The sequence below is a fragment of the Asticcacaulis sp. P2_B1 genome, assembly GCF_056404915.1.
In genome coordinates, this window is sequence record NZ_JBFUDD010000001.1 from 220,964 (window position 1) to 241,114 (window position 20,151).

Annotated in this window: 14 protein-coding genes; 5 read left to right on the forward strand and 9 right to left on the reverse strand. The window is 61.5% G+C overall.

Translation table 11 applies throughout. From position 1 onward, the window contains the following. Position 1 precedes the first annotated feature (1 nt). From AC1DX3_RS01035 to AC1DX3_RS01055, 5 genes are read left to right on the forward strand one after another with little or no spacing between them, the layout of a single operon-like run. Positions 2-1,372, forward strand: a complete 1,371-nt coding sequence (locus tag AC1DX3_RS01035; protein WP_476987373.1) for a pyruvate dehydrogenase complex E1 component subunit beta — start codon at positions 2-4, stop codon at positions 1,370-1,372. A gap of 12 nt (positions 1,373-1,384) precedes the next feature. After that, positions 1,385-2,662, forward strand: a complete 1,278-nt coding sequence (locus tag AC1DX3_RS01040; RefSeq protein WP_476987374.1) for a pyruvate dehydrogenase complex dihydrolipoamide acetyltransferase — start codon at positions 1,385-1,387, stop codon at positions 2,660-2,662. A 14-nt stretch (positions 2,663-2,676) separates the two neighbouring features. Next, complete coding sequence (gene lpdA / locus AC1DX3_RS01045) at positions 2,677-4,077, forward strand: dihydrolipoyl dehydrogenase (protein WP_476987375.1); 1,401 nt, start codon at positions 2,677-2,679, stop codon at positions 4,075-4,077. A gap of 18 nt (positions 4,078-4,095) precedes the next feature. Further along, the gene (locus tag AC1DX3_RS01050) at positions 4,096-4,455 is read left to right on the forward strand and encodes a DUF6496 domain-containing protein (RefSeq protein WP_476987376.1); all 360 of its coding nucleotides are present in this window, start codon (positions 4,096-4,098) and stop codon (positions 4,453-4,455) included. A gap of 57 nt (positions 4,456-4,512) precedes the next feature. Continuing rightward, positions 4,513-5,022 carry a TlpA disulfide reductase family protein gene (locus tag AC1DX3_RS01055; RefSeq protein ID WP_476987377.1) on the forward strand — a complete coding sequence of 170 codons (510 nt, stop codon included), beginning with the start codon at positions 4,513-4,515 and terminating at the stop codon, positions 5,020-5,022. A 132-nt stretch (positions 5,023-5,154) separates the two neighbouring features. On the opposite strand, the gene AC1DX3_RS01060 is transcribed toward AC1DX3_RS01055, so the two are convergent. From AC1DX3_RS01060 to AC1DX3_RS01100, 9 genes are all read right to left on the reverse strand, one after another. Further along, positions 5,155-5,697, reverse strand: a complete 543-nt coding sequence (locus AC1DX3_RS01060) for a YcnI family protein (protein ID WP_476987378.1) — start codon at positions 5,695-5,697, stop codon at positions 5,155-5,157. Between the two features lie 8 nt (positions 5,698-5,705). Next, positions 5,706-7,877, reverse strand: coding sequence for a TonB-dependent receptor (locus AC1DX3_RS01065; RefSeq protein ID WP_476987379.1), 2,172 nt, complete (start codon positions 7,875-7,877; stop codon positions 5,706-5,708). Between the two features lie 104 nt (positions 7,878-7,981). After that, on the reverse strand, positions 7,982-8,395 hold the full coding sequence (locus AC1DX3_RS01070; RefSeq protein ID WP_476987380.1) for a hypothetical protein: 414 nt from the start codon (positions 8,393-8,395) through the stop codon (positions 7,982-7,984). Positions 8,396-8,603: 208 nt separating this feature from the next. Beyond that, the gene (locus AC1DX3_RS01075) at positions 8,604-10,163 is read right to left on the reverse strand and encodes an AMP-binding protein (protein ID WP_476987381.1); all 1,560 of its coding nucleotides are present in this window, start codon (positions 10,161-10,163) and stop codon (positions 8,604-8,606) included. Between the two features lie 427 nt (positions 10,164-10,590). Next, complete coding sequence (locus AC1DX3_RS01080; RefSeq protein ID WP_476987382.1) at positions 10,591-12,600, reverse strand: M56 family metallopeptidase; 2,010 nt, start codon at positions 12,598-12,600, stop codon at positions 10,591-10,593. Beyond that, on the reverse strand, positions 12,600-13,001 hold the full coding sequence (locus tag AC1DX3_RS01085; RefSeq protein ID WP_476987383.1) for a BlaI/MecI/CopY family transcriptional regulator: 402 nt from the start codon (positions 12,999-13,001) through the stop codon (positions 12,600-12,602). The genes AC1DX3_RS01080 and AC1DX3_RS01085 overlap by 1 nt, the downstream gene beginning before the upstream one ends. A gap of 86 nt (positions 13,002-13,087) precedes the next feature. Further along, positions 13,088-15,991: a tetratricopeptide repeat protein gene (locus AC1DX3_RS01090; protein WP_476987384.1), complete on the reverse strand. Its 2,904-nt coding sequence runs from the start codon at positions 15,989-15,991 to the stop codon at positions 13,088-13,090. A 117-nt stretch (positions 15,992-16,108) separates the two neighbouring features. After that, positions 16,109-19,024 (reverse strand): hypothetical protein, encoded by a 2,916-nt coding sequence (locus AC1DX3_RS01095; protein WP_476987385.1) that lies wholly within the window; start codon positions 19,022-19,024, stop codon positions 16,109-16,111. A 75-nt stretch (positions 19,025-19,099) separates the two neighbouring features. Then, complete coding sequence (locus tag AC1DX3_RS01100; RefSeq protein ID WP_476987386.1) at positions 19,100-20,068, reverse strand: serine aminopeptidase domain-containing protein; 969 nt, start codon at positions 20,066-20,068, stop codon at positions 19,100-19,102. Positions 20,069-20,151: the final 83 nt, after the last annotated feature.

Consider the following 20,151-nt stretch of genomic DNA (forward strand, 5'->3'; position numbering starts at 1 on the left):
AATGACCGATATTCTCATGCCCGCGCTCTCTCCGACGATGGAAGAGGGCACCCTCAGCAAATGGCACATCAAGGTCGGCGATACCGTCTCGGCCGGCGATGTGATTGCTGAAATCGAAACCGACAAGGCGACCATGGAAGTCGAAGCCGTCGACGAAGGCAAGGTCGAAGCCATCCTGATCGACGCCGGGACCGAAGGCGTCAAGGTCAATACGCCGATCGCGCGTTTGGAAGGCGGGGTTTCGAAGCCCGCTCCCGCCGCCGCGCCGGCTCCCGTTGCTGAGGCGCCTGCCGCCGCTGCACCGGCCCCGGCTGCTGCTCCCGTTTCGCCCCCGGCGGCCTCGCCGGCGCCGGCCATGGCCACGCCTGACTGGCCGGAAGGCACGCCAACGGTTAAGATCACGGTGCGCGATGCGCTGCGTGACGCCATGGCCGAGGAAATGCGCCGCGACGACAAGGTCTTCCTGATGGGTGAAGAAGTCGCGCAGTATCAGGGCGCCTATAAGGTGTCGCGCGGTCTGCTGGAAGAGTTCGGCGAGCGCCGGGTCATCGATACACCGATCACCGAAATGGGCTTTGCCGGTATCGGTTCGGGTGCGGCCATGGCCGGCTTGAAGCCGATCATCGAGTTCATGACGTTTAACTTCGCCATGCAAGCCATTGACCACATTATCAATTCGTCCGCCAAGACGCTCTATATGTCCGGTGGCCAGATCAAGTCTTCGATCGTCTTCCGCGGCCCGAACGGCGCTGCGGCGCGCGTCGGCGCTCAGCATAGCCAGGACTACAGCGCCTGGTATGCCCAGGTGCCCGGTTTGAAGGTCATCGCGCCTTATGACGCGGCCGACGCCAAGGGTTTGATGAAGGCGGCGATTCGCGATCCGAACCCGGTCGTGTTTCTGGAACACGAAATGATGTACGGCCTGGAGTTCGATATTCCCGAAGGCGGCGACGATTTCGTATTGCCGATCGGCAAAGCGAAGATCCAGCGCGAAGGCAAGGACGTCACCATTGTCGCGCATTCTCGGATGGTCGGTTTCGCCTTGAAGGCCGCAGAGCAATTAGCGGCCGAGGGCATCGATGCCGAGGTCGTCAACCTGCGGACGCTGCGCCCGCTGGACACCGACACGGTCGTTGCTTCGGTGCGCAAGACCAATCGTCTGGTCACGGTCGAGGAGGGCTGGGGTCCGTGCGGCATCGGCGCCGAAGTCGCGGCGCGCGTTACCCAGGAAGCCTTCGACGATCTCGATGCGCCGCCGGCCCGTGTCCACCAGGAAGACGTGCCCATGCCGTACGCCGCCAATCTCGAAGCCCTGACCGTGCCCAGCGTTGAGAAGATCATCGCCGCCGTCAAGTCCGTCACGTACAAGTAAGGGGCACACACAATGACCGATATTTTGATGCCCGCGCTCTCGCCCACCATGGAAGAGGGCAGTCTCGCCAAATGGCACGTCAAGGTCGGCGACAAGGTCTCCGCCGGGGACGTGATCGCCGAAATCGAAACCGACAAGGCGACGATGGAAGTCGAAGCCGTCGACGAAGGGATGATTTCGGAAATCCTGGTCGCCGCCGGCACCGAAGGCGTGAAGGTCAATTCGCCGATCGCACGTTTGGCCGACGAAGGTGGCGCGGTTGCGGCACCCAAGGCGGCGCCGGTTGCTGCTGAGGCGCCTAAGGCGGAAGCACCGAAAGCTGCCTCCGCGCCGGCTCCAGTGGCTTCGGCCCCGGTTGCGGCGCCTGCCGCGTCCGGAAGCCGGGTTGCGGCATCGCCTTTGGCGCGCCGTTTGGCCGAGATCAACAAGCTGGATCTGAAGGCCATCACCGGCACGGGCCCGCACGGCCGCATCATCAAGCGCGATATCGAGGCCGCCCAGGCTTCAGGTGGCGCCAAGGCGCCTGCCGCGGCAGCCTCCGCCGCGCCCGCCGCCGAGCCGCGCAAGGTTCAGTCGCTGGAGCAGATGGGTATTCCCGCCGGTTCCTACGACCTGGTGCCGCTGGACGGCATGCGCAAGGTCATCGCCCGCCGCATGACCGAATCGTTCCGCGATATTCCGCACTTCCCGCTGACGGTCGATATCGAGCTCGACAACCTGCTGAGCGCCCGCGCCAAGATCAATACGGCGTTGGAATCGCAAGGTGTGAAGGTGTCGGTAAACGACATGATTATCAAGGCGGTAGCGCTGGCGCTTAAGGCAGTGCCTGAAGCCAATGCCTCTTACACGCCTGAAGGCATCGCCATGCACCACAATGCCGATATCGCGGTGGCCGTGGCCATCGAGGGTGGCCTGATCACCCCGATCGTGCGCAAGGCGGAAACCAAGTCGCTGGCCCAGATCTCGAAAGAGATGAAGGACCTGGCGCAACGGGCCCGTGACCGCAAGCTGAAGCCGGAAGAGTTCCAGGGCGGGACGTTCAGCGTCTCCAACCTGGGCATGTTCGGCATCAAGACGTTTACGTCGATCCTGAACGAGCCGCAGGGCTGTATCATGTCGGTCGGCGCCGGCGAACAACGCGCCGTCGTCAAGAATGGTCAACTGGCCGTGGCGACCGTCATGTCGGTGACTTTGACCTGCGATCACCGCGTGGTCGACGGTTCCATCGGCGCCAAGTTCATCAACGTCTTCAAGCCGTTGATCGAAGACCCTATAAAAATGCTAGCGTAAGGGACTGAAAACACATGACTTATGATCTCGTTGTTATCGGTTCCGGCCCTGGCGGCTATGAAGGCGCCATCCGTGCCGCGCAAAACGGCCTGAAGGTCGCTATTGTCGAACGTGAGCTTCTGGGCGGCATCTGCCTGAACTGGGGCTGTATCCCGACCAAGGCGCTGCTGAAGTCGGCGGAAGTCTTCGACAAAATCAACCACCTGGGCGACTACGGCCTGACCGGTGAAAAGCCGGCCTTCGATTTCGACAAGGTGATCGCGCGTTCGCGTGCGGTGGCCAAGCAGTTGAACGGCGGCGTCGGTTACCTGATGAAGAAGAACAAGATCGACGTGATCGAGGGCTTCGCCAGCTTGTCGCCCGGCAAGGACGCGCCGAAGGTCACCGTCAAGCTCAATAAGGGCGGCGAACAGGTTGTCGACGCCAAGAACGTCATGCTGGCGGTTGGTGCACGCGCCCGCGAGATTCCGGCCATTGGCGCGGTTTCTGACGGCGACCGCATCTGGACCTATCGTAATGCTCTGACGCCCAAGGCCATGCCCAAGTCGTTGGTGGTTATCGGTTCCGGCGCCATCGGCATCGAATTCGCCAGCTTTTACAGGTCTTTAGGCGCGGATGTTACCGTGGTTGAAGCGCTGGATCGCATCCTGCCGGTCGAAGACAAGGAAGTGTCCGCGGAAGCCCAGAAGGCTTTTGAGAAGCGCGGCTTCAAGTTCCGCATCGGCGCCAAGGTGACCAAGGTCGAAAAGACCGGTTCCGGCGTCAAGGTGTCGGTGGAAACCGCCGGCAAGGCGGAAGTCCTGGAAGCCGAGGGCTGTATCGTCGCCGTCGGCATCGTCGCCAATACCGAAAACCTCGGTCTGGAGACTTTGGGTGTCGAACTGGACCGCGGTCATATCAAGAATGACAGTCACGGCAAGACCAACGTCAAGGGGCTCTACGCCATCGGCGACTGCGCCGGTCCGCCGTGGTTGGCGCACAAGGCATCGCACGAAGCCATCCACGCCGTCGACTATATCGCCGGCAAGAAGCTGAGCAATCTCAACCCGCCAATTCCGGGCTGCACCTACGCCACGCCGGAAGTTGCTTCCGTTGGGATTACCGAGCAGGGCGCCGCCGAACAGAAGCTCGACGTCAAGATCGGCCGCTTCCCGTTCAAGGCCAATGGCAAGGCGATCGCAGCCGGCGAACCCGGCGGCTTCTGCAAGGTCATTTTCGACAAGAAGACCGGCGCGCTGTTGGGCGCTCACCTGATCGGGGCCAATGTCACCGAAATGGTCCAGGGCTTCTGTTTGGCCATCACCATGGAAGCGACGGAAGAGGATTTGCAGGGGACGGTTTTCCCGCACCCGACCATGTCGGAAGCTATTCTGGAAGCGTCTTTGGATGCCGACGGACGTATGATCAATCTCTAAAGAACTGATCGTAAGACTTTGAAGAAAAAGCCGTTCCGGGAAACCGGGACGGCTTTTTCATTTTCTGATCGAGATTTTATGGCGGATGATTCAGGATGGTTGCGGGCAGGGCGGATCATGGAGGTTATCATGCCCGAGACAACGGCCGGTCAGGATGAGGTCATGGAAAGGGTCATGCACGAGTACAAGCATGGCGAACTGGAAAGCGGAAACGGCGGCAAGGTCAAGAGCCGCAAACAGGCTGTGGCGATTGCTTTGAAAGAGGCAGGCGAGTCGAAATACGACAGCAAGGCGGAGAACAAAAAGCACCTGGCGCACACCAAGGCCAAGGAGCGTCAGGGCAAGACCGCGAAGCAGGAGAAGGAAGGGCATCTGTAGGCTTGCCCGGAGGGCGGAAATTGCCGATAAGGGAGCCTCATCGTTCGGAATGTTCCCATGAAAATCGCCTCGCTTGTCGCTTCGATACTTGTTCTGTCTGTCGCGGCGATGGCGTCGCATGCATCGGCCTTGCCGGCGGCGGGGAAGGCGGCACCGGCGTTTTCAGCCAAGCTGTTGGATGGATCGACGTTCGATTTGAACGCCAAGCGCGGCCATGTGGTGATCGTCAGCTTCTGGGCGACGTGGTGCGGCCCGTGCCGCCAGGAAATGCCGGCGCTGCAGGCCTATTACAAGCAACATCATGGCGAGGGGCTCGACCTGATAGCCATCAGCATGGACGATCCCGCCAAGGACAAGGCTGTACGCAAGATCATGGCGGCCTATAGCTTTCCGGCGGCGATGAAGCAGCAGGCCAAGACGGATGGGTACGGCATGGTTTACCGCTTGCCGATGGCCTTTATCATCGACCGCGATGGCGTGCTGCGCTTCGATGGCACCAATGATGCCCAGGTCTTCGACGCCAAGAAGCTGGATGCCGTGGTGACGCCATTGTTGGCGGGACGGTAAAACGGGATTTCGGACACCCGGACCGTAAGGAAGAACCCCTCACCCGGCAGGCTGAAGCCTGCCACCCTCTCCCCTTGAAAGGGTAGAGGGGAAAGGTGCGGTGACCGAATCTAGAAGCGTCACGCTCATAAATCACATCTTGCTGTGATCCATGCCAGGCATGTTCGGCATGGTGTCGGCCGGTTGCAGGGTCAGGACGGGCGCAGGGTGCGGGACGTCGTGCCAGGGCTGGCCGGCGGCGGGGATGTCGGTCCAGGCATTGCTGCCGGTTTCGCAGGTTTGCGTTGCCGGCAGGTAGAGTGGGCCGGTGTCCTTGGGCAATTTCAGCAAGATGACGAAATCGTCGAAATCCTCATCGGGCAGGCGGCCGGTCCAGGTGATGGCGCTGACGCGGTCGGTGACGGTCTTGCCGTTGTCGCCAGTGAGCGGTTTCGCAAGGGGTGTGCGTTCGACGTTGATGGTCCAGCCGGATTTCAGCTGCGGTTTGGCGCTGAGGACAGAGGCCGGGACTTCGACGCGCAGCTTGACGGTGGCTGAGCCGTCGCAGCCGTGGCTGACGCGCAGGGCGCCGACATAGGTGGTGCCGGCGGTCGCCACTGCCGGCGTCATGGCGACATGGGCGGCGGCGGATTGGGCCAGCAGGGCGAACGCGGCGGCAAGGCAGTATCTGAACATGGGAAGCCTCAATAGCTATATTTCAGGTCGACAATGACCGAGCGTTGCGGGAAGGGGTGGAAGAGAAAATAAGATTGGTTATTCAGATTGTTGATGCCGATATCTGCGGTGATATGTGAAGTCATCTTGTAGCGGACATGGGCGTCGATGACGAAATAGCCGCTGAAGCCTTGATAGGTATTGGCATGGTGATCGCTGTTGTCGATCGTGGCGAAGGCGCGGTCGCTATAGCGGGCGGCCAGGGTCATGTCGAGGCGGGTTGTCGGGCTATAGGTGGCGACCACGGCGCCGCGCCAGGTCGGCACTTGTGGCAGGTGTTTGCCGACGGCATTGGCAAAGGCCGTGTCGCGTTCGATGCGGGCGTCGACATAGGTGACCCAACCGGAGAGCTCGAGGCCCTCGATCAGGACGTCCCGCCGGTCGGCGACGATCTCGATGCCGGTGGCGCGGGTGCGGTCGACATTCTGGACATAGGTGTAGAGGACGGGCGACCCGGCCACCAGGGGCGCGCTTTGCGACAGCAGGGCGTCATGGATGCGTTCGTCGAACAGGGAGATGCGGACGCTGCCGGCGTTCCAATCGCGCTCGGCCGACAGTTCGCTCGACAGGGCGCGTTCCGGCCTGAGGTTCGGATTGGGCGATGTCAAGACGGCGCCGGTCGTCACGGCCTGGTAAAGCTCGCTTACCGTGGGGAAGCGGTAGGCGACACCGAGCGAGCCCTTGAAGGTCCAGGCGTCGTCCGGCGACCAGGCCAGCACGGCCTTGGGCGAAAAGGCGGCCTTGTGCTGGGCGGGCTGCGTCTTGTCGAAAGCCGGCGATGCGGAGACATTGCGGCCGTCATAGGCGCGCCAATCCTCCCAGCGGCCGCCGAAGGTTGCCTTGATCTCGGGGGTGAGCTTCCAGGCGTCCTGGACCCAGGCGGCCGTGGTTTGGGTGCGCCCCTGGCTCAGGGTTTGGAGCGCGCCGGTGCTGCCGCCGGTCCAGTCGGTGACAGCATATTTCGGACTGTCGAGCCGGATACTGTCCTGATGGGCGCCGAAGGTGACGAGATGCGCCGGATTCGGCCGCCAGGTGCCGGTGGCGTCGAGCGTCGTCCAGCCGGTGCCGTCAAGTTGCGCTTCGGAGCCGGGGCCGCCGGTGAAGGCTGCCGGCAGGAGACCGGTCGGGGTGCGCTGACGGCTTTTGACATAGTCGAAATGGCTGGCGACGAGGTCGAAATCGAAGACGCCGTTGCTATGCGAGCCGAGCGACAGGGCCTGGGCCAACTGGGTTTCGTCGAGCGCATAGACTCCGTTGGAGAAGGCCGCGGTATAGCCGGGCTGGCCGGAGGTGTCGCGGAGATAGGTGTTGACCGTGGCGTCGTCGCGGTTGCCGAACAGGCCGAAAGTGTAGGCGGCGGTGATGGTCGGGGTCAGGTCGTAGGTCAGGCGTCCGGAGAGATTGTCCTGGACCTGGTGCTCCAGGCCACCAGAGCCCAGGACCTTGATGGCGGCGCCCAGGCGGTTGGTGTCGTCATAGCCGCCGGTCGTATTGGCGGGGGTACTTGTCGCGGTGATATAGCTGAGCGGCTGGGAATGGCTATCGAGGTGGTTATAGCTCAGGCGGAAGGCGGTCCGGTCGAAGCGGTTGCCGATCGAGCCGGCGATACGGCCGGTGCCGTAGCTGTCGTCGTCGCCGTACTTGTTATAGGTTTGCGACGCGCCTTGGATTTCAGCCGTGGCTTCGAAACCTTGGGGCATCCGGGTGGTGAAGGCGATAACGGCGCCCAGGCTGTTGCCGGCATAGGCCGAGGAAAACGGGCCGTACATGACGTCGACGCGAGCAATGGCTTCGGGCGAGACCAGGCCCCATTTCGGCGACGCGCTGGTATTGTTGTTGCCGATCAGGGACGATAGCAGGATGCCGTCGGCATAGATCAGGCTGCGTGCCGAGGCGCCGACGCCGGAGGTTCGCGTGGTCACCGGCGCCTGGGTATCGCCGATATGGCGTTGCCGGACCAGAAGGTTCGGCAGGTAGCGCAGGCTGTCTTCCGGGGTGGCGACATTGGTGGTTTTGGCGAGAGAGGCGGCGGTCACGCTTTCGGACGTGGCCGGTTGTTTGTCTTCACGGTGGCCGGTGATGACCACTTCGGTGGCGCCCTCTGCGTGAGCCGACAGGGCGAGGGTTGAGCTAAAGCTCATCAAGGTTGCCAGCAGCAACCTGTAATGCATTGGTTTCACGTTAAATTTCCGTATCCAGGACGATGGGCGCGCACGGTTTATGAGCCGGCGCGGGTTTCAGGTCGTCAGATACGGGCAGGCGGACCGCAGGAATGGGGACGCGGGGGCGCGCGGGCCTTGACGGCCGACATGTCGGGCGCCGGTTTGAAGTCGGCATGGGTGACGGTGTAGACGGCGGGCGTGAAGACAGCGTCCGGCGTGGTGACGGCGGTTACCGAGGCCAGCACGCAGTTGGCACATTTCAGCCCTTGTAGACCGGGTTTGTGGTTTTGGGCCTTGAGCAGCTTGGCCGTGGCGGCGTCGGCGATCGGCGCTGCGTCCATGTCGGCGGAGCAGATGATGAACCGGGTGCCGGAGGCTGTCGGGGCCGCCATGACCTGGGCCGGGAACAGGACCTGGGTGAACAAGGCCATGACCACGGCAAAACACGTCCAGAAACGGACGGTGTCGCGACGGAGGTGGTGAACGGCGTTACCCATGGGGATGGCTTAGCGGCGGAGCGGGAGACATGTCAAGGGGCAGGGTGTCGCAGGCGTTGGCGGACATCAGTTTGGAATGCCAGGCGTTTGCAGAAGACGACCTAATTCCCCCTTCCGGCGGGACAAGCCCGCCACGGCACCGGCCGCCCGGCTTCCCCGCAAGCGGGGCAGGAGAACGCTTGTGTAATTTCGCCTTATGCGCGTCGTGTCAGGCGGCGCGGTTTTCGACCTCGGCCAGCTTTTGCAGGGTGACATAATCGGTCTTGCCGGAGCCCAGGACCGGTACACTGTCGACCTTGACGATCTTTTTCGGGATGGCCAGGACCGGCGTGCCGTTCTTCTTGGCCCAATCGGTCATGCGCGCCATGTCGGCATCCCGTTTGTCGGTGATCAGGACCAGGCGTTCACCCTTCTTGTCGTCGGCAATGGCGACGACGGCGTGGCGATTGTCGGGCCAGACCTCTTCGGCGATGCGTTCGACGGCGGTCAGCGAGACCATTTCGCCGGCGATTTTGGCGAAGCGCTTGGCGCGGCCGAGGATCTTGACGAAGCCTTCGTTGTCGATATTGACGATGTCGCCGGTGTCGTGCCAGCCGTCCTTGGGCGCCTCAATGACGTCGGGATTGTCGATATTGATGTAGCCGCCCATGACATTCGGGCCGCGGACCCACAGGCGGCCGCCGTCCTTGATGCCATCGACCGTTTCCAGGCGGGTTTCGATGCCGGGCAGCAGGGCGCCGACCGTGCCGTAGTGGTTGTTGTCGGGGAAGTTGACGGCGACGACGGGCGAACATTCGGTGACGCCATAGCCTTCGAGGATCGGGATGCCGCCGAACTGGCTGTTGAAAACGTGGTGGGTTTCTTCGCGCACCTTTTCGGCGCCGCAGACGACGAATTCAAGGGTCGAGAAGTCGTCGGGCTCGGCCTGGCGGGCATATTGGTTGACGAAGGTGTCGGTCGAAAACAGCAGCGACGCCTTGGTTTCCTTGAGCAGACCCGGGATCTGCTTGACGTGCAGGGGCGACGGATACTGGAAGCTTTTCATGCCGGAGAGCAGCGGCAGGATGACGCCGCCGGTCAGGCCGAGCGAGTGGAAGATCGGCATGGGGTTGAAACACACCCATTCCGGCTTGAGCTCGATATGAGCTTCGATCTGGCGGCAATTGGCGACGAGATTGGCCTGGGTCAGGACGACGCCGCGCGGGCTGCCGAAACTGCCCGAAGTGAACAGGATGACGCCGATGTCTTCGGGCCGGGTTTTCTTGGCGAACAGGCGCGGCAGTTTCGACGCCGCGACGGCCCACAGCTTGTCGACCAGGGTGATTTCCTTGCGGATATCGTCGAGATAGACGATGCGGACATAGGCGCTCATGGCCTCGACGAGGTCCTCGAGTTTCGCCGTGATGATGAAAAGCCGTGAGGTCAGGATGGTCTTGATCTGGGCCGTTTGGACGGCGGCGCGGATATTGGCCTGGCCGGCCGTGAAGTTGATCATGACCGGCACGCGGCCGAGTGCATGTAACGAAAAGAAGGAGACGGCGCCGCCGGTCGAGGTCGGCAGCATCATGCCGACGCGTTGTTCGTCGCCGAGGTGCCGTTTCAGCAGCCGCGACAGGGCGAAGACACCGGTGACGAAGAGGCCGTAGGACAGCGGTTTGCGGTCCTGATCCTCGATAATGGTTTTTCCGGCGCCGTATTTGGATTGCGCCTGTACCAGCGCCTCGAACAGCGAGACCGTTAAATCGCTCGCCTTGAACTCGCGCTTCATGCGCTACTCCCCTCGGATCGCGACCGTGGCGGGCCATCACCCGTCATCGCTTTCGCGCCGTCTCGATGTTAACACCGCCGTCATGCAGACTTTTAGCTCAGACGCCGCATGGCTCCTCGCAAAAGCTCGGGCGGGCACTTGCCCGCTGCCAGCGGCCGGAGATCACAGGCCGCCGGTATGACGCAGCAACAATCTGACATAATAGCTGATCCGGCGTCGGGGTAAAGGGGAAGCTTTAAGCCGGAAGATGCTGCAGGAGCATCGCCCAGGCCTCATGCAGTGTTGCAAAGGCCATTTTTACAAGAAAATCAAAAAGATCGGCAGGCATCTTCATTCTCCTTGTCGAGAGCGGGAGAGGATGTTTTGGGCGCACCCAGGCTTTGGCGCAGGTGGGCGCGCTGTTCGGCGGGCATCAGCAATCACAGATTCAGGGCTTACGCGTGTTGGCGACGACGACCTTTGTCAGCGTGTCGGTGCGGACATTGACCACGACATCGACCTTGGTATCCGGGGAAAGAATAATCGTTGGTTGGGCCTTGAGGGCGATGGCCGCATTCGGAGACGGTACTGCGCGCGGGGTGATGAGGGCTATACTGGGGGTCCGAACCGTCACGTTCTTGATAAACCGGGCGCCGGTGGCCGGCACGGGAGCCGGGGGCGCGGGAGGCGCCGGCGGGACCGCAAGGGAGGCGTCAGGGGCCGGCGGAGCGGGTGGCACGGCGTCCATCATGGGCGCGGGCGCTTCGATACCGACGGGTTCGCGCGGTGCTCTGGGAGCCTTAGGAGGTTTCGGTGCCTTGACCTTCGGTGGCTTGGGGGTTTTCCAATCGCGTCCCCCGTTATTGGCAAAATGCTTCCAGCCGTCGCTGTCACCGGTCCAGGCGAAGCTGGCCTTGGCGTGCAGGGCGCCGGCGCGGGCGGCCGCGGCAATGGCGTCGGGATCGATGTCCTGTTCATTCAGGTTGGCGACTTCGCGACGGGCTTTTTCGGCGGCGGCACGGGCGTTGGCGGCGATCGCATCGGGATCGATATCGCTGATCCAGCCCTGGCGTTCCATGTCGGCCTTGGCACGTATGGCGCTTTGGCGGGCCTGTCCGGTAATGGCCTCGACGTCGATGTTCTGGGCCTTGGCGCGTGCAATCTCGGCACGGCCACGTTCGGCATCGGCGCGCGCCTCGGCAGCGATGGCGTCGGGATCGATGTCGCGGACGTCGGCGTCGTCACTGTCGGCATTATTATCATTGCCGGCATTGTCATCGCTGTCGACTTCATTGTCATCGCCATCGAAGTTGTAGTCGGCCTCGGCTATCTTGACGGCGTCGGTGTGGCTGATGCCGGGGTGATCGGCCGTGATGGCAGCGAGCTTGGCCTTGAAGGCCGGGGTATTGATGGGGCAGTTCTTCTTGTCGTCGGCCGGGGCGGCCAGGCCTATATCCTGCTGTACGCTGGCGGCGACGCGGGCGACGGGGGTCACGAAGGCGGCCAGGGCGATCAGCACCACCGGCAGGGCCAGGGCGGCCGTCGGGCGGCCCTTGGCACGGGGCGCCGAAGCTTTCTCACCCAGCATGCGGGCGATCCGCGAAACCAGGCTCTTGCCGGAACCTTCGCCGTTCAGGGCCATTTTCAGGTTTTGTTGGGCTAGCCGGGGACCGTCCCGGCGCTGCTCTTCCAGGCTGAGCAAGGCAGTGGCGTAGGTGAGGGGATCCTGGCAGGTGCGGAGCGCCGCGTCGTCGCAGCACAGCTCGCGCTGTTCGCGCAGCTTGGCGCCCAGCCACCAGACGGCGGGATGGAAGAAGAACAGGGTTTCGATCAGGCTTTGCACCAGGTTCCAGACATAGTCGGCGCGGCGGATATGCTCCAGTTCGTGGGCCAGGACGGCGTCGAGCTGCTCGGGGCTGAGCGAGGTCAGAGCCGAAACCGGCAGATAGACCACCGAACGGAAAGCGCCGATGACGAACGGACCGGTGATGGCCGGATGCAGCCGGATGCGGACCTTGCCGGCGAGACCAAGCCGGCGGGCGGCGTGGGCGAAACGGTTGGCGACACTTTCAGGTACGGCCTGAGCTGATCGCGATAAGCGATTGATAAACCACAAACCTCCGGCCATACGCAAGGACAGGGCCATGACGCCGGCCACCCAGGCTGCGTCGAGCCAGGGCAGCAGGGCCTGCAGGGTCAGCTTGTCTGCAGGGGTGGACAGGAAGGGGGCGGCGACAGCGATTTCGGAGGCGGCGGTGAGGCGGTTTTCTTCGTAGACAAAGGTCGCGAAGGCGCACATCAGCATAGACAGCATCAGGAAAAGACCCAGGCTGTAGCGCGTCTGGTTGCGCATGCGCGGCGCCGCGAAATCGATCAGTTTATAAAGTCCCGCCAGGGCCATGGCCTGCCAGCAGAAATGGACGAGGGTAAAGCCCAGGGCTTCGTAGTGAGACGTCATCACGCACCTCTTTTGCGCTCGATGAGCGCCTTGATCTGTTGCAACTCATCATCGCTGGCGGGCTGCAGCGACAGGGCGTGCATGGCCAGCAGGGCGGTGGAACCGGAAAACAGTTTTTCGCTCAGCTCTTTCAGAAGCTGGCCTTGCATATCTTCTTCGCGCATGGTGGCGGAATAGATGTGCGCCTTGCCGGCTTCGATGCGCTGGACCAGGCCCTTTTCGGTCATGATCTGGAGCGTCTTGAGGACCGTGGTATAGCCCATGGCGCGCTCGGCATTGAGCACTTCATGGACGTCGCGCACGGTGGCGGAACCCTTGGCCCACAGGACGCGCAGGATTTCGAGCTCGGCTTCGGTGGGCTTACGGGTAACGGGTGTTTGGGGGGTATCGGGCTGGGTCATGACGTCAATATACGAAGCGCTTCGTATGGTGTCAACGAAATTCTTCGTAGATGATTGCCGCGACCTGAAAGGGAGGCCGGCCCGGGCTAAAACAGCGCTTTCAACATGGCCTTCAATTTTTTGCCAAGCCCGTCGCGCGCGACCGCCGGAGCGGGCTCGAGCTTGACGCTGCCGTTCAGCAGCTGAAGCTTGGCCGGACGGCGCTTTTTCACGTCCGGTTTCGGCAATCGCACGGATACGGCGACGGCARCCAGTATCTCATCGCGTGGCCGGATCGAGCAGGCCAGATCGGATAATTGCAAGGCGTCGTCGCCGCGCCCGCTGACGTCGGCGATCAAGGCGGCGACGGCACAGGTATAGGGTCGATCGGCGGCGGCGAATTGATCCACCGTGGCGATATAGGACCTCAGCTCCATGATGACGAAACCGCGAAACTCCGCCAGATTGGTGCGCAGGACGTGCTGCAAGGGGCCACCGTCGACCAGGCCGTGGAGCCTGAAATCATTTTCGAGGGCTTTCTTCAGCGTTGCCTCGGCGCCGTCGAAGTCGCGGTTCCTGGTTTGCAGCTTGGCTCGCAGCAGGCTGTAATAGGCGTTCTCCGGATCGTAGCGGATCGCCTTGCCGAGATTTTCGATCAGGACGGCGTCCTGGATAACGCCCATACCAGTATAGGCGACCATATAGAAACTGAAGGCGCGTTGCAGGTCGGGTAGGGGCAGGCTGGGGTCGTCTATGTCCGTATCGGCCCCTACGATGTCGGCGATTTGCTGGGGGCGCAGCCCTCGTTGCGGGTTGTGCATGGGCCGGCCGCCGATCCAGGACGCGACCGTGGCGAAGCCGCTGACGCCGGCGTGAATTTCCTCGCAGCGCGACATCAGGACGATTTCACCGAGCGCCGTGGCGGCGGTGCTCCCGTCCTCGAGATAGTCCACGCCCAGTTTCAAACCGTATTTTTCGGCCAGCCAGCGGCAGGTCGGCCTGTCCTGGCCGAAGATAACGGGCGACTTGCCTTGCTGGATGAGGTCGCCGATCAGTTTGTTGGCGACGGAATAGCAGATCACCTTCTGGCCGATGGAACTAACGAAGCGGAACGGACCGTAAATGATGTCGCCGGCGCGCAGGTGGACGGCGACGGCGCGGTCGGGCAGGACGACGGCGCGCGCATGCGCCATGGCCATTTTCAACGGCCTGGTGAAGGTGATGTTGCGAAAGGCCCGGGCGTAACGCTTGGCCAGATCGGGCGCATCACCCAGTTCCGTCAGGCGGGATAAGGGCTCCTGATTGACGATCAGGCCACGCGGCGCGGCATGAATCAGCTTTTTGAGCTCGGCCTGGCTTTTCCGCGGTGGTTTTACAAGATGATAGTCCGCCGCGGCAAGTCTCGAGATATAATGCCCTGCGAGGAATTGGGCGTCGAAGATCTTCTTCCGGTCGTCGATAATGTGATGCTGATCGTCAAGCCCGTCATTGACCGGCCAATGGAAGCGAAAATCGGCGCCAAGGGATTCAGCGATGACCATGGCATTGAGCATGGCTTTCAGGCGCTCACCGAAACCGTCGTTCCGCATCGCAATGACCTGCTTTTTTGCCGCCTGTCCCGCCGGCAGGCGGATGGCGTCTGTGGCGACGGCTGGGCGCCGGCACAGATCGAGAAGATGGCGGAAATGGGGATTATTACGGTCGCAAACGACCGCTTGGGCCGCCAGGCGCGTCGCCTCCGCCGTTTCGCCGGCAATAAGGGCCGCCAGCGCCGTGATATAGCTGATGTAAGGTCGTTCGGGTGTGGCGAGGCCTGAGAGATTGTGCAGGCACACGGCCACGGCGAGACGTTCAGTGACCAACCGCTTCACCACGGCACGCTGGATGGCCTGATAAAGGACGGTTTCTTCGAAAATGATTGCCGGTCGCTGTTGATCGACGATGGCTTTCAGCGTTTCCTCGGCGTTGTCGACATCGTGCTCCAGGACCTCGATGCTGGCCTTGTTCAGACTGTAAAAGGCATTGCCGGGGTCGTAGACCAATGCCTTGCCCAAGGCGTCGATAACGACCCGGTTGGGGACGACATCCATGCCGGCAAAGGCGACCATGTAGAAACTGAAAGCACGTTGCAGATTGGTCAGGGGCGAGGCCGGGTTGTCGATCTCATCATCGGCAAGGATACAGTGGACAACTTCCTCGGGCTTCCATTTGCCCGCCGGAATCTCCAACTTTTTATTACCTATCATCGACGCCAGAATGGAAAAGCTGCTGGAGCCGGCATAGATCGTCTCACAGCGCGACATCAGGACGATCTCGCTCAGGGCGGCCGGAAGAAGGTTGGCCTGGGCCAGCATGTCGGCGGCCGGTTTGAGCTTGAAACGGTCAGCCAGCATGCGGCAAACCGTCCTGTCCTGGCCGAAGATCAGCGGATACTTGCCATCGGCGATCAGGTCGGCGATCAGCCGCTTGATCACAGGGTAGCAGACGGCTTTGTTGGTGGCCTGGCTGATGACGTCAGCGGCATGAATATGCACGGCGACGCAATTGTCCGGCAGGGGCAGGACGCGGGCGGCTTCGATCGCCGCCTGTACCTTGGGCACGAACCTGATGTGACGAAAGGCGCGAACATAGTAGCCGCGCAGATTTTTGAGATTGCTTAGGTCGACAAGGCGATTGACCGGTTCATGGCCGATGCTCAAGCCTTTGATCGAGGAGGACAGAAGATGGCGTACGGCCTCAGGGGAGTGATTGCGGCCGGTTAAGGCGGGATAGTCCCTGGTCTGGATACTGTCGATGTGGTGTTTGGTGAGGAAACTACGGCTGAACGTCGCTTGTGGCGCCAGGACGGCATGATGCCGCTGAGAGTCGCCGCCGCCTGGGCGCCATTGAAATTTGAAGTCGACGCCAAAATGTTCAGCCAGGACCATGGCATGGATCATGACGCGCAGGCGTTCACTCAATCCCTCAGTCCGAGCGGCCAGGAAACAGGCTTTGGCGTCGTTCTCGTCCATGGGGAACTTGTATTCCTATGCCGCACTCCGGTGCGCGGCAATTTGGCCTACAATCCACCACTGGGCAAGCCGCTTCAGTCCACGACCGGCAATTCCGCCTTAATGTGGGACGTCAGGTTATCGTCTGAATATGCGAAGCGCTTCGTGTAGCGACAACGAAAATCTCTGTAGATAGCTGGACTTGGGTGCAGGATCGGACACAGTTTCGACGCCCAAGGACGCTGCCAATTGTCTGAAAATCAGGGTTTGCGGTTCAATGGTCGCTGCTCGCCTGGCAAGGTCCCGGGCCTGGTCGGTCGCGCCGCGTGCTTCGGCAGCCAAGGCGGCCACATAGGCCATATACGGCCTCTCATTCAAAGCCAGGACGGGCAACCTGTTGAGATAGTCCGTCAGATTTAGCGGCCCCACGGTGGGGTCGATATGCGCGTCCAGATTCAACACAAAACGCAACGTATCGTCTTTCAGCGACAGGTTTGTGTGCACGGCCGTCTTGAGTGTCGCTTCCGCAGCAGCAAGGTCGCCGCTGCGCGTTTCGATTTCAGCCTTGCGCAGGCTATAGAATGCGTTTCCCGGGTCGTATTTAAGTGCCTTGGCGAGATTGGCAATCAGGACGCTGTCAGCTATGTCCGGCGCGTTGGCCCCTACCACCATAAAAAAGGCAAAGGCGCGCTGCAGGTCGGGCAGGGCAATGTCCGGATTGTCGAGGTCTTTATCCGCGAGGATGGTGCGCACCACCTTGCCCGGATCCCGTAGACGGTCCGAACTGTGCAACGGGATGCCACCGATCCACGAAGCGACGGCCGCAAAGCCGCTGCCGGCGGCATAGATTTCATGGCACCGCGACATCAGGACAATATCAAACAAGGCTATGGCCACATTGTCGAGCCCGGCCGGGAGCATGTCGGCGGCGAGTTTCAGGCCGAACTGATCGGCGAGCAGGCGGCAGGTAACGTCGTCCTGGCCAAAGATAAGCGGCGCTTTACCAGATGCGATCAGGTCGGCGATCATGGCCTTGGCAGCCGGATAGCTCAAGGCCTTGTGAGCCGCCTTGTTGCTGAAGCGATAGGACCCGTAGATCGTGTCGCCGGCGCGAAGATGGACGGCCACTGCGCCGTCGGGCAACGGCGCTTCCCTGGCTTGAGCTATCGCCTGAAGCAAAGGCGGCGTAAATTGAATACGCCAAAAAGCGTCGCCCAGCCGTGCCGGCAAGTCCGGGATGACATCGGGCCGGAGCAGCTTGTCCAGCGGTAACCGGCTCAATTGCACGCCGGCCGGGGCAGCTTCGAGAAATGCCTGGAACTCTTTGCGAGACTTTCTCGGCTCCGTAAGCGGGTGAAATTTCCCCCGCTCCAAATCTTTGAGATGGAAGGCGTCCAGAAATTCGGCAGCGAAAATGTCTTCACGCGCCGCTATGACATGATGGTGCTGTTCGAGTTTATCATTTTGCGACCACGAAAAGCGGAAATCGCCACCGAAAACGTCGGCCATGACCATTGCGTTAAGGATGGCCTTCAGCCTTTCGCCAAAACCATCCGTACGCTGGGCCAAAAAAATCTTCTTGTCGGGGGTCGGCTTCTTGAGTTCCGGGACATTTGGCTTAACGACTTCGCTTGCTTCCGGAATGGCCGGGCCAGTGTTTGTGTCGATGCGGGAGCGTCGGCACAAATCAAGCAGACTGAGGAACTGAGGATTTAGCTCGTCGCCGGCAAGCGCCTGGGCAGCCAACGTTCCGGCAGCCTCCGGGTTCCCACCGAAATAGGCAGCAAGACCCGCGACATAGCTGGTACAGGGGCGCTCGCGGGTGACATGCCGGGTGAAAGTATCCAAGCAAGGAAACAGGGCCAGCCGCTCCTTGAGCCCACGCTTCACGATTGCGCGACGAACCGCCTGGTATAAAAGAGTCTCCTCAAACGGCGTGTCCGCAGGAACGACGGCCAAGAGCGAGTTCAGAGTCATTTCAGCGCTATCGGGATCGCCATTGACGAACTCTAGATTCGCCTTGTGCAAGCCGTAAAAGGCATTGCCTGGGTCGAATTGCAATGCCTTGCCAAGGGCGGAAATAACGATCCTGTCGTCCACCACGCCCATACCGCTATAGGCAATCATATAAAATGCGAAGGCGCGTTGCAGGTCGGGCAGGGGGGAGGCCGGGTTATCGATCTCATCGTCGCTCAGGATACAATCTATAACCTGTTGCGCCGTCCATCCCGCGGCTGGCGCTTGCCTGTCCTTGACGCCGATAAGTGAAGCCAGGATCGAAAAACCACTGGATCCGGCATGGATTTCTTCGCACCGCGACATCAAGACGATTTCGCTCATCGCCGCCGCGAGGGCATCGTCCTCGGGCAAAACCTCCGCTGCCAGCTGTATGTTGAAACGGTCCGCCAGCATGCGGCATACAATTTTGTCCTGACCGAAGAGCAAGGGCGTCTTGCCCTGGGCAATCAGATCGGAGATCAATCGCTTGACAACGGGGTAGCAGACAACCTTGGCCGTCGCCGTTGAAGTAAAGCGAAAATGACCGTAGACGATGTCGCCTGCGCGCAAATGGACGGCGACGACGCGGTTGGGTAAGGGCACGGTCCACGCCGCATCAATGGCTTTTTGGACATGGCGGGTAAATCGCAGGCGACGGAAAGCCCATTTATACCGGCTGCGCAAATGCGACGATTCTCGCAGGTCGATGAGGCGGCTGATAGGCTCCTGATTGACGCGCAATCCCTTGGCGGCCGAGTTCAGCAATCGCCGAATCTCGTCAGCTGGTAGTTTACGCCCCTCCAAAACGGGATAGCCCGCCGTGATGCTCCTGATGCCGAGGAAGTGTCGAGATAAGAAAGGTGAGTTGAAGGTCTGCCTTGCGCTCAAAACCGCGTGATGTTGTGCACCGCCGCCGGCGCGTTGTTCCCATGTGAATTTGAAATCAACACCAAAATGTTCGGCCAGAATCATGGCGTTTATCATGGCACGCAACCGTTCGCCCAAACCATCGGTCCGCATGGCCGCAAAACACTTCTTGACGCTGTCATCACTCATTAAATTTTGTAAGTCCTATGCGGCGCAGTGTTTTGCGCATTATTTGGCGCACATCGGCCAAGCCCGTCAAGGCGGTTAATCCGTTTGCGGTAATTCCGCCTTGATAAAGGTTTTCAAATCCTCGCCCAGGGCCTGCTGGCCGTCATTGGGCTGCATGTGGCAATGGGGCAGGTGGGCGCACAGGGCGCTGGCGCCGTTGGCATTGCCGGTCGTGCCGGATTTGGGCTCGATGACCAGCACGGCGGCGTTATGGGCCTTCAGGGAAATGACGGGCAGGTGCAGGCCGCTGAGGTCGGTATAGGCCTTCTGAGTCGCCTTCTGCCATGCCTCGCTCTTGATGCGCAGGCGCAGGTCCGGATTGGACATTTGCCAGTTCTGCGCGACGGCGCCCCAATAGGTCGGGACGGCGTTGTCGCGGTGCCATTCGCCGCCCTTGGCGATGATGCCGCCGAGATAGGGATCGAAGCCGACAAAGCCGGCCATGGCGTCGGATTTGAGTACGGTCGACAAGGACAAGGCGTTGATGGCGCTGTAGCCAGTACCGACGACGAAGACGGGTTTGTCGGCCGTCGGATGGATAATGTCCTTGATAAAGGTCGTCGCCGTCGCCTGGGCGTCGTGATAGTTGGGGGCGTAGACGGCGTCGCCCTGCAGCAGGTAATGACCGGCGCCGCCCTGGCCAGGCGCTTCGAGCAACCAGACGCCATAACCGGCGTCGAGCAGTTGCCGCGTCAGTTCGAAATAGGTTTCGGCCGGGTAGTCAGCGTCGGCCAGGATCAGGACCTGGGCCTTCGGGTTGATCGGCGGCGAGGCGACGCCGTAGCGCGCCTCAGGCAGGCTGCCGGAGCGATAGGCGCCCCAGACGAAACCTTGCGGCGGGAAATATTGCGGCGACAGGCCCGGTGGGATCTGGCTGTCGAGAAAGGCCTGGCCCGGCTGGATGTCCTTGGCGGCGTCCTTGAGCTTCGAACAGGCGCCGAGGCTGAGCAGCGCGCACGCTGTCACTATCGCCAGACCGAAACGAGAGACCGTCACCGCACCCATGCATTGTCTATACCGGAGTTTGCGCCTGCCCGCCAAGAGATTTGCTACACAATGTAAGTGCAATTTGACTTGATATTCGTGCC

Bases quoted from the DNA above. Each gene is read 5' to 3' on its own strand.
- AC1DX3_RS01035 (WP_476987373.1), top strand. From the start codon at position 2: ATGACCGATATTCTCATGCCCGCGCTCTCTCCGACGATGGAAGAGGGC.
- AC1DX3_RS01040 (WP_476987374.1), top strand. From the start codon at position 1,385: ATGACCGATATTTTGATGCCCGCGCTCTCGCCCACCATGGAAGAGGGC.
- lpdA (WP_476987375.1), top strand. From the start codon at position 2,677: ATGACTTATGATCTCGTTGTTATCGGTTCCGGCCCTGGCGGCTATGAA.
- AC1DX3_RS01055 (WP_476987377.1), top strand. From the start codon at position 4,513: ATGAAAATCGCCTCGCTTGTCGCTTCGATACTTGTTCTGTCTGTCGCG.
- AC1DX3_RS01060 (WP_476987378.1), bottom strand. From the start codon at position 5,697: ATGTTCAGATACTGCCTTGCCGCCGCGTTCGCCCTGCTGGCCCAATCC.
- AC1DX3_RS01065 (WP_476987379.1), bottom strand. From the start codon at position 7,877: ATGAGCTTTAGCTCAACCCTCGCCCTGTCGGCTCACGCAGAGGGCGCC.
- AC1DX3_RS01070 (WP_476987380.1), bottom strand. From the start codon at position 8,395: ATGGGTAACGCCGTTCACCACCTCCGTCGCGACACCGTCCGTTTCTGG.
- AC1DX3_RS01075 (WP_476987381.1), bottom strand. From the start codon at position 10,163: ATGAAGCGCGAGTTCAAGGCGAGCGATTTAACGGTCTCGCTGTTCGAG.
- AC1DX3_RS01080 (WP_476987382.1), bottom strand. From the start codon at position 12,600: ATGACGTCTCACTACGAAGCCCTGGGCTTTACCCTCGTCCATTTCTGC.
- AC1DX3_RS01085 (WP_476987383.1), bottom strand. From the start codon at position 13,001: ATGACCCAGCCCGATACCCCCCAAACACCCGTTACCCGTAAGCCCACC.
- AC1DX3_RS01095 (WP_476987385.1), bottom strand. From the start codon at position 19,024: ATGAGTGATGACAGCGTCAAGAAGTGTTTTGCGGCCATGCGGACCGAT.
- AC1DX3_RS01100 (WP_476987386.1), bottom strand. From the start codon at position 20,068: ATGGGTGCGGTGACGGTCTCTCGTTTCGGTCTGGCGATAGTGACAGCG.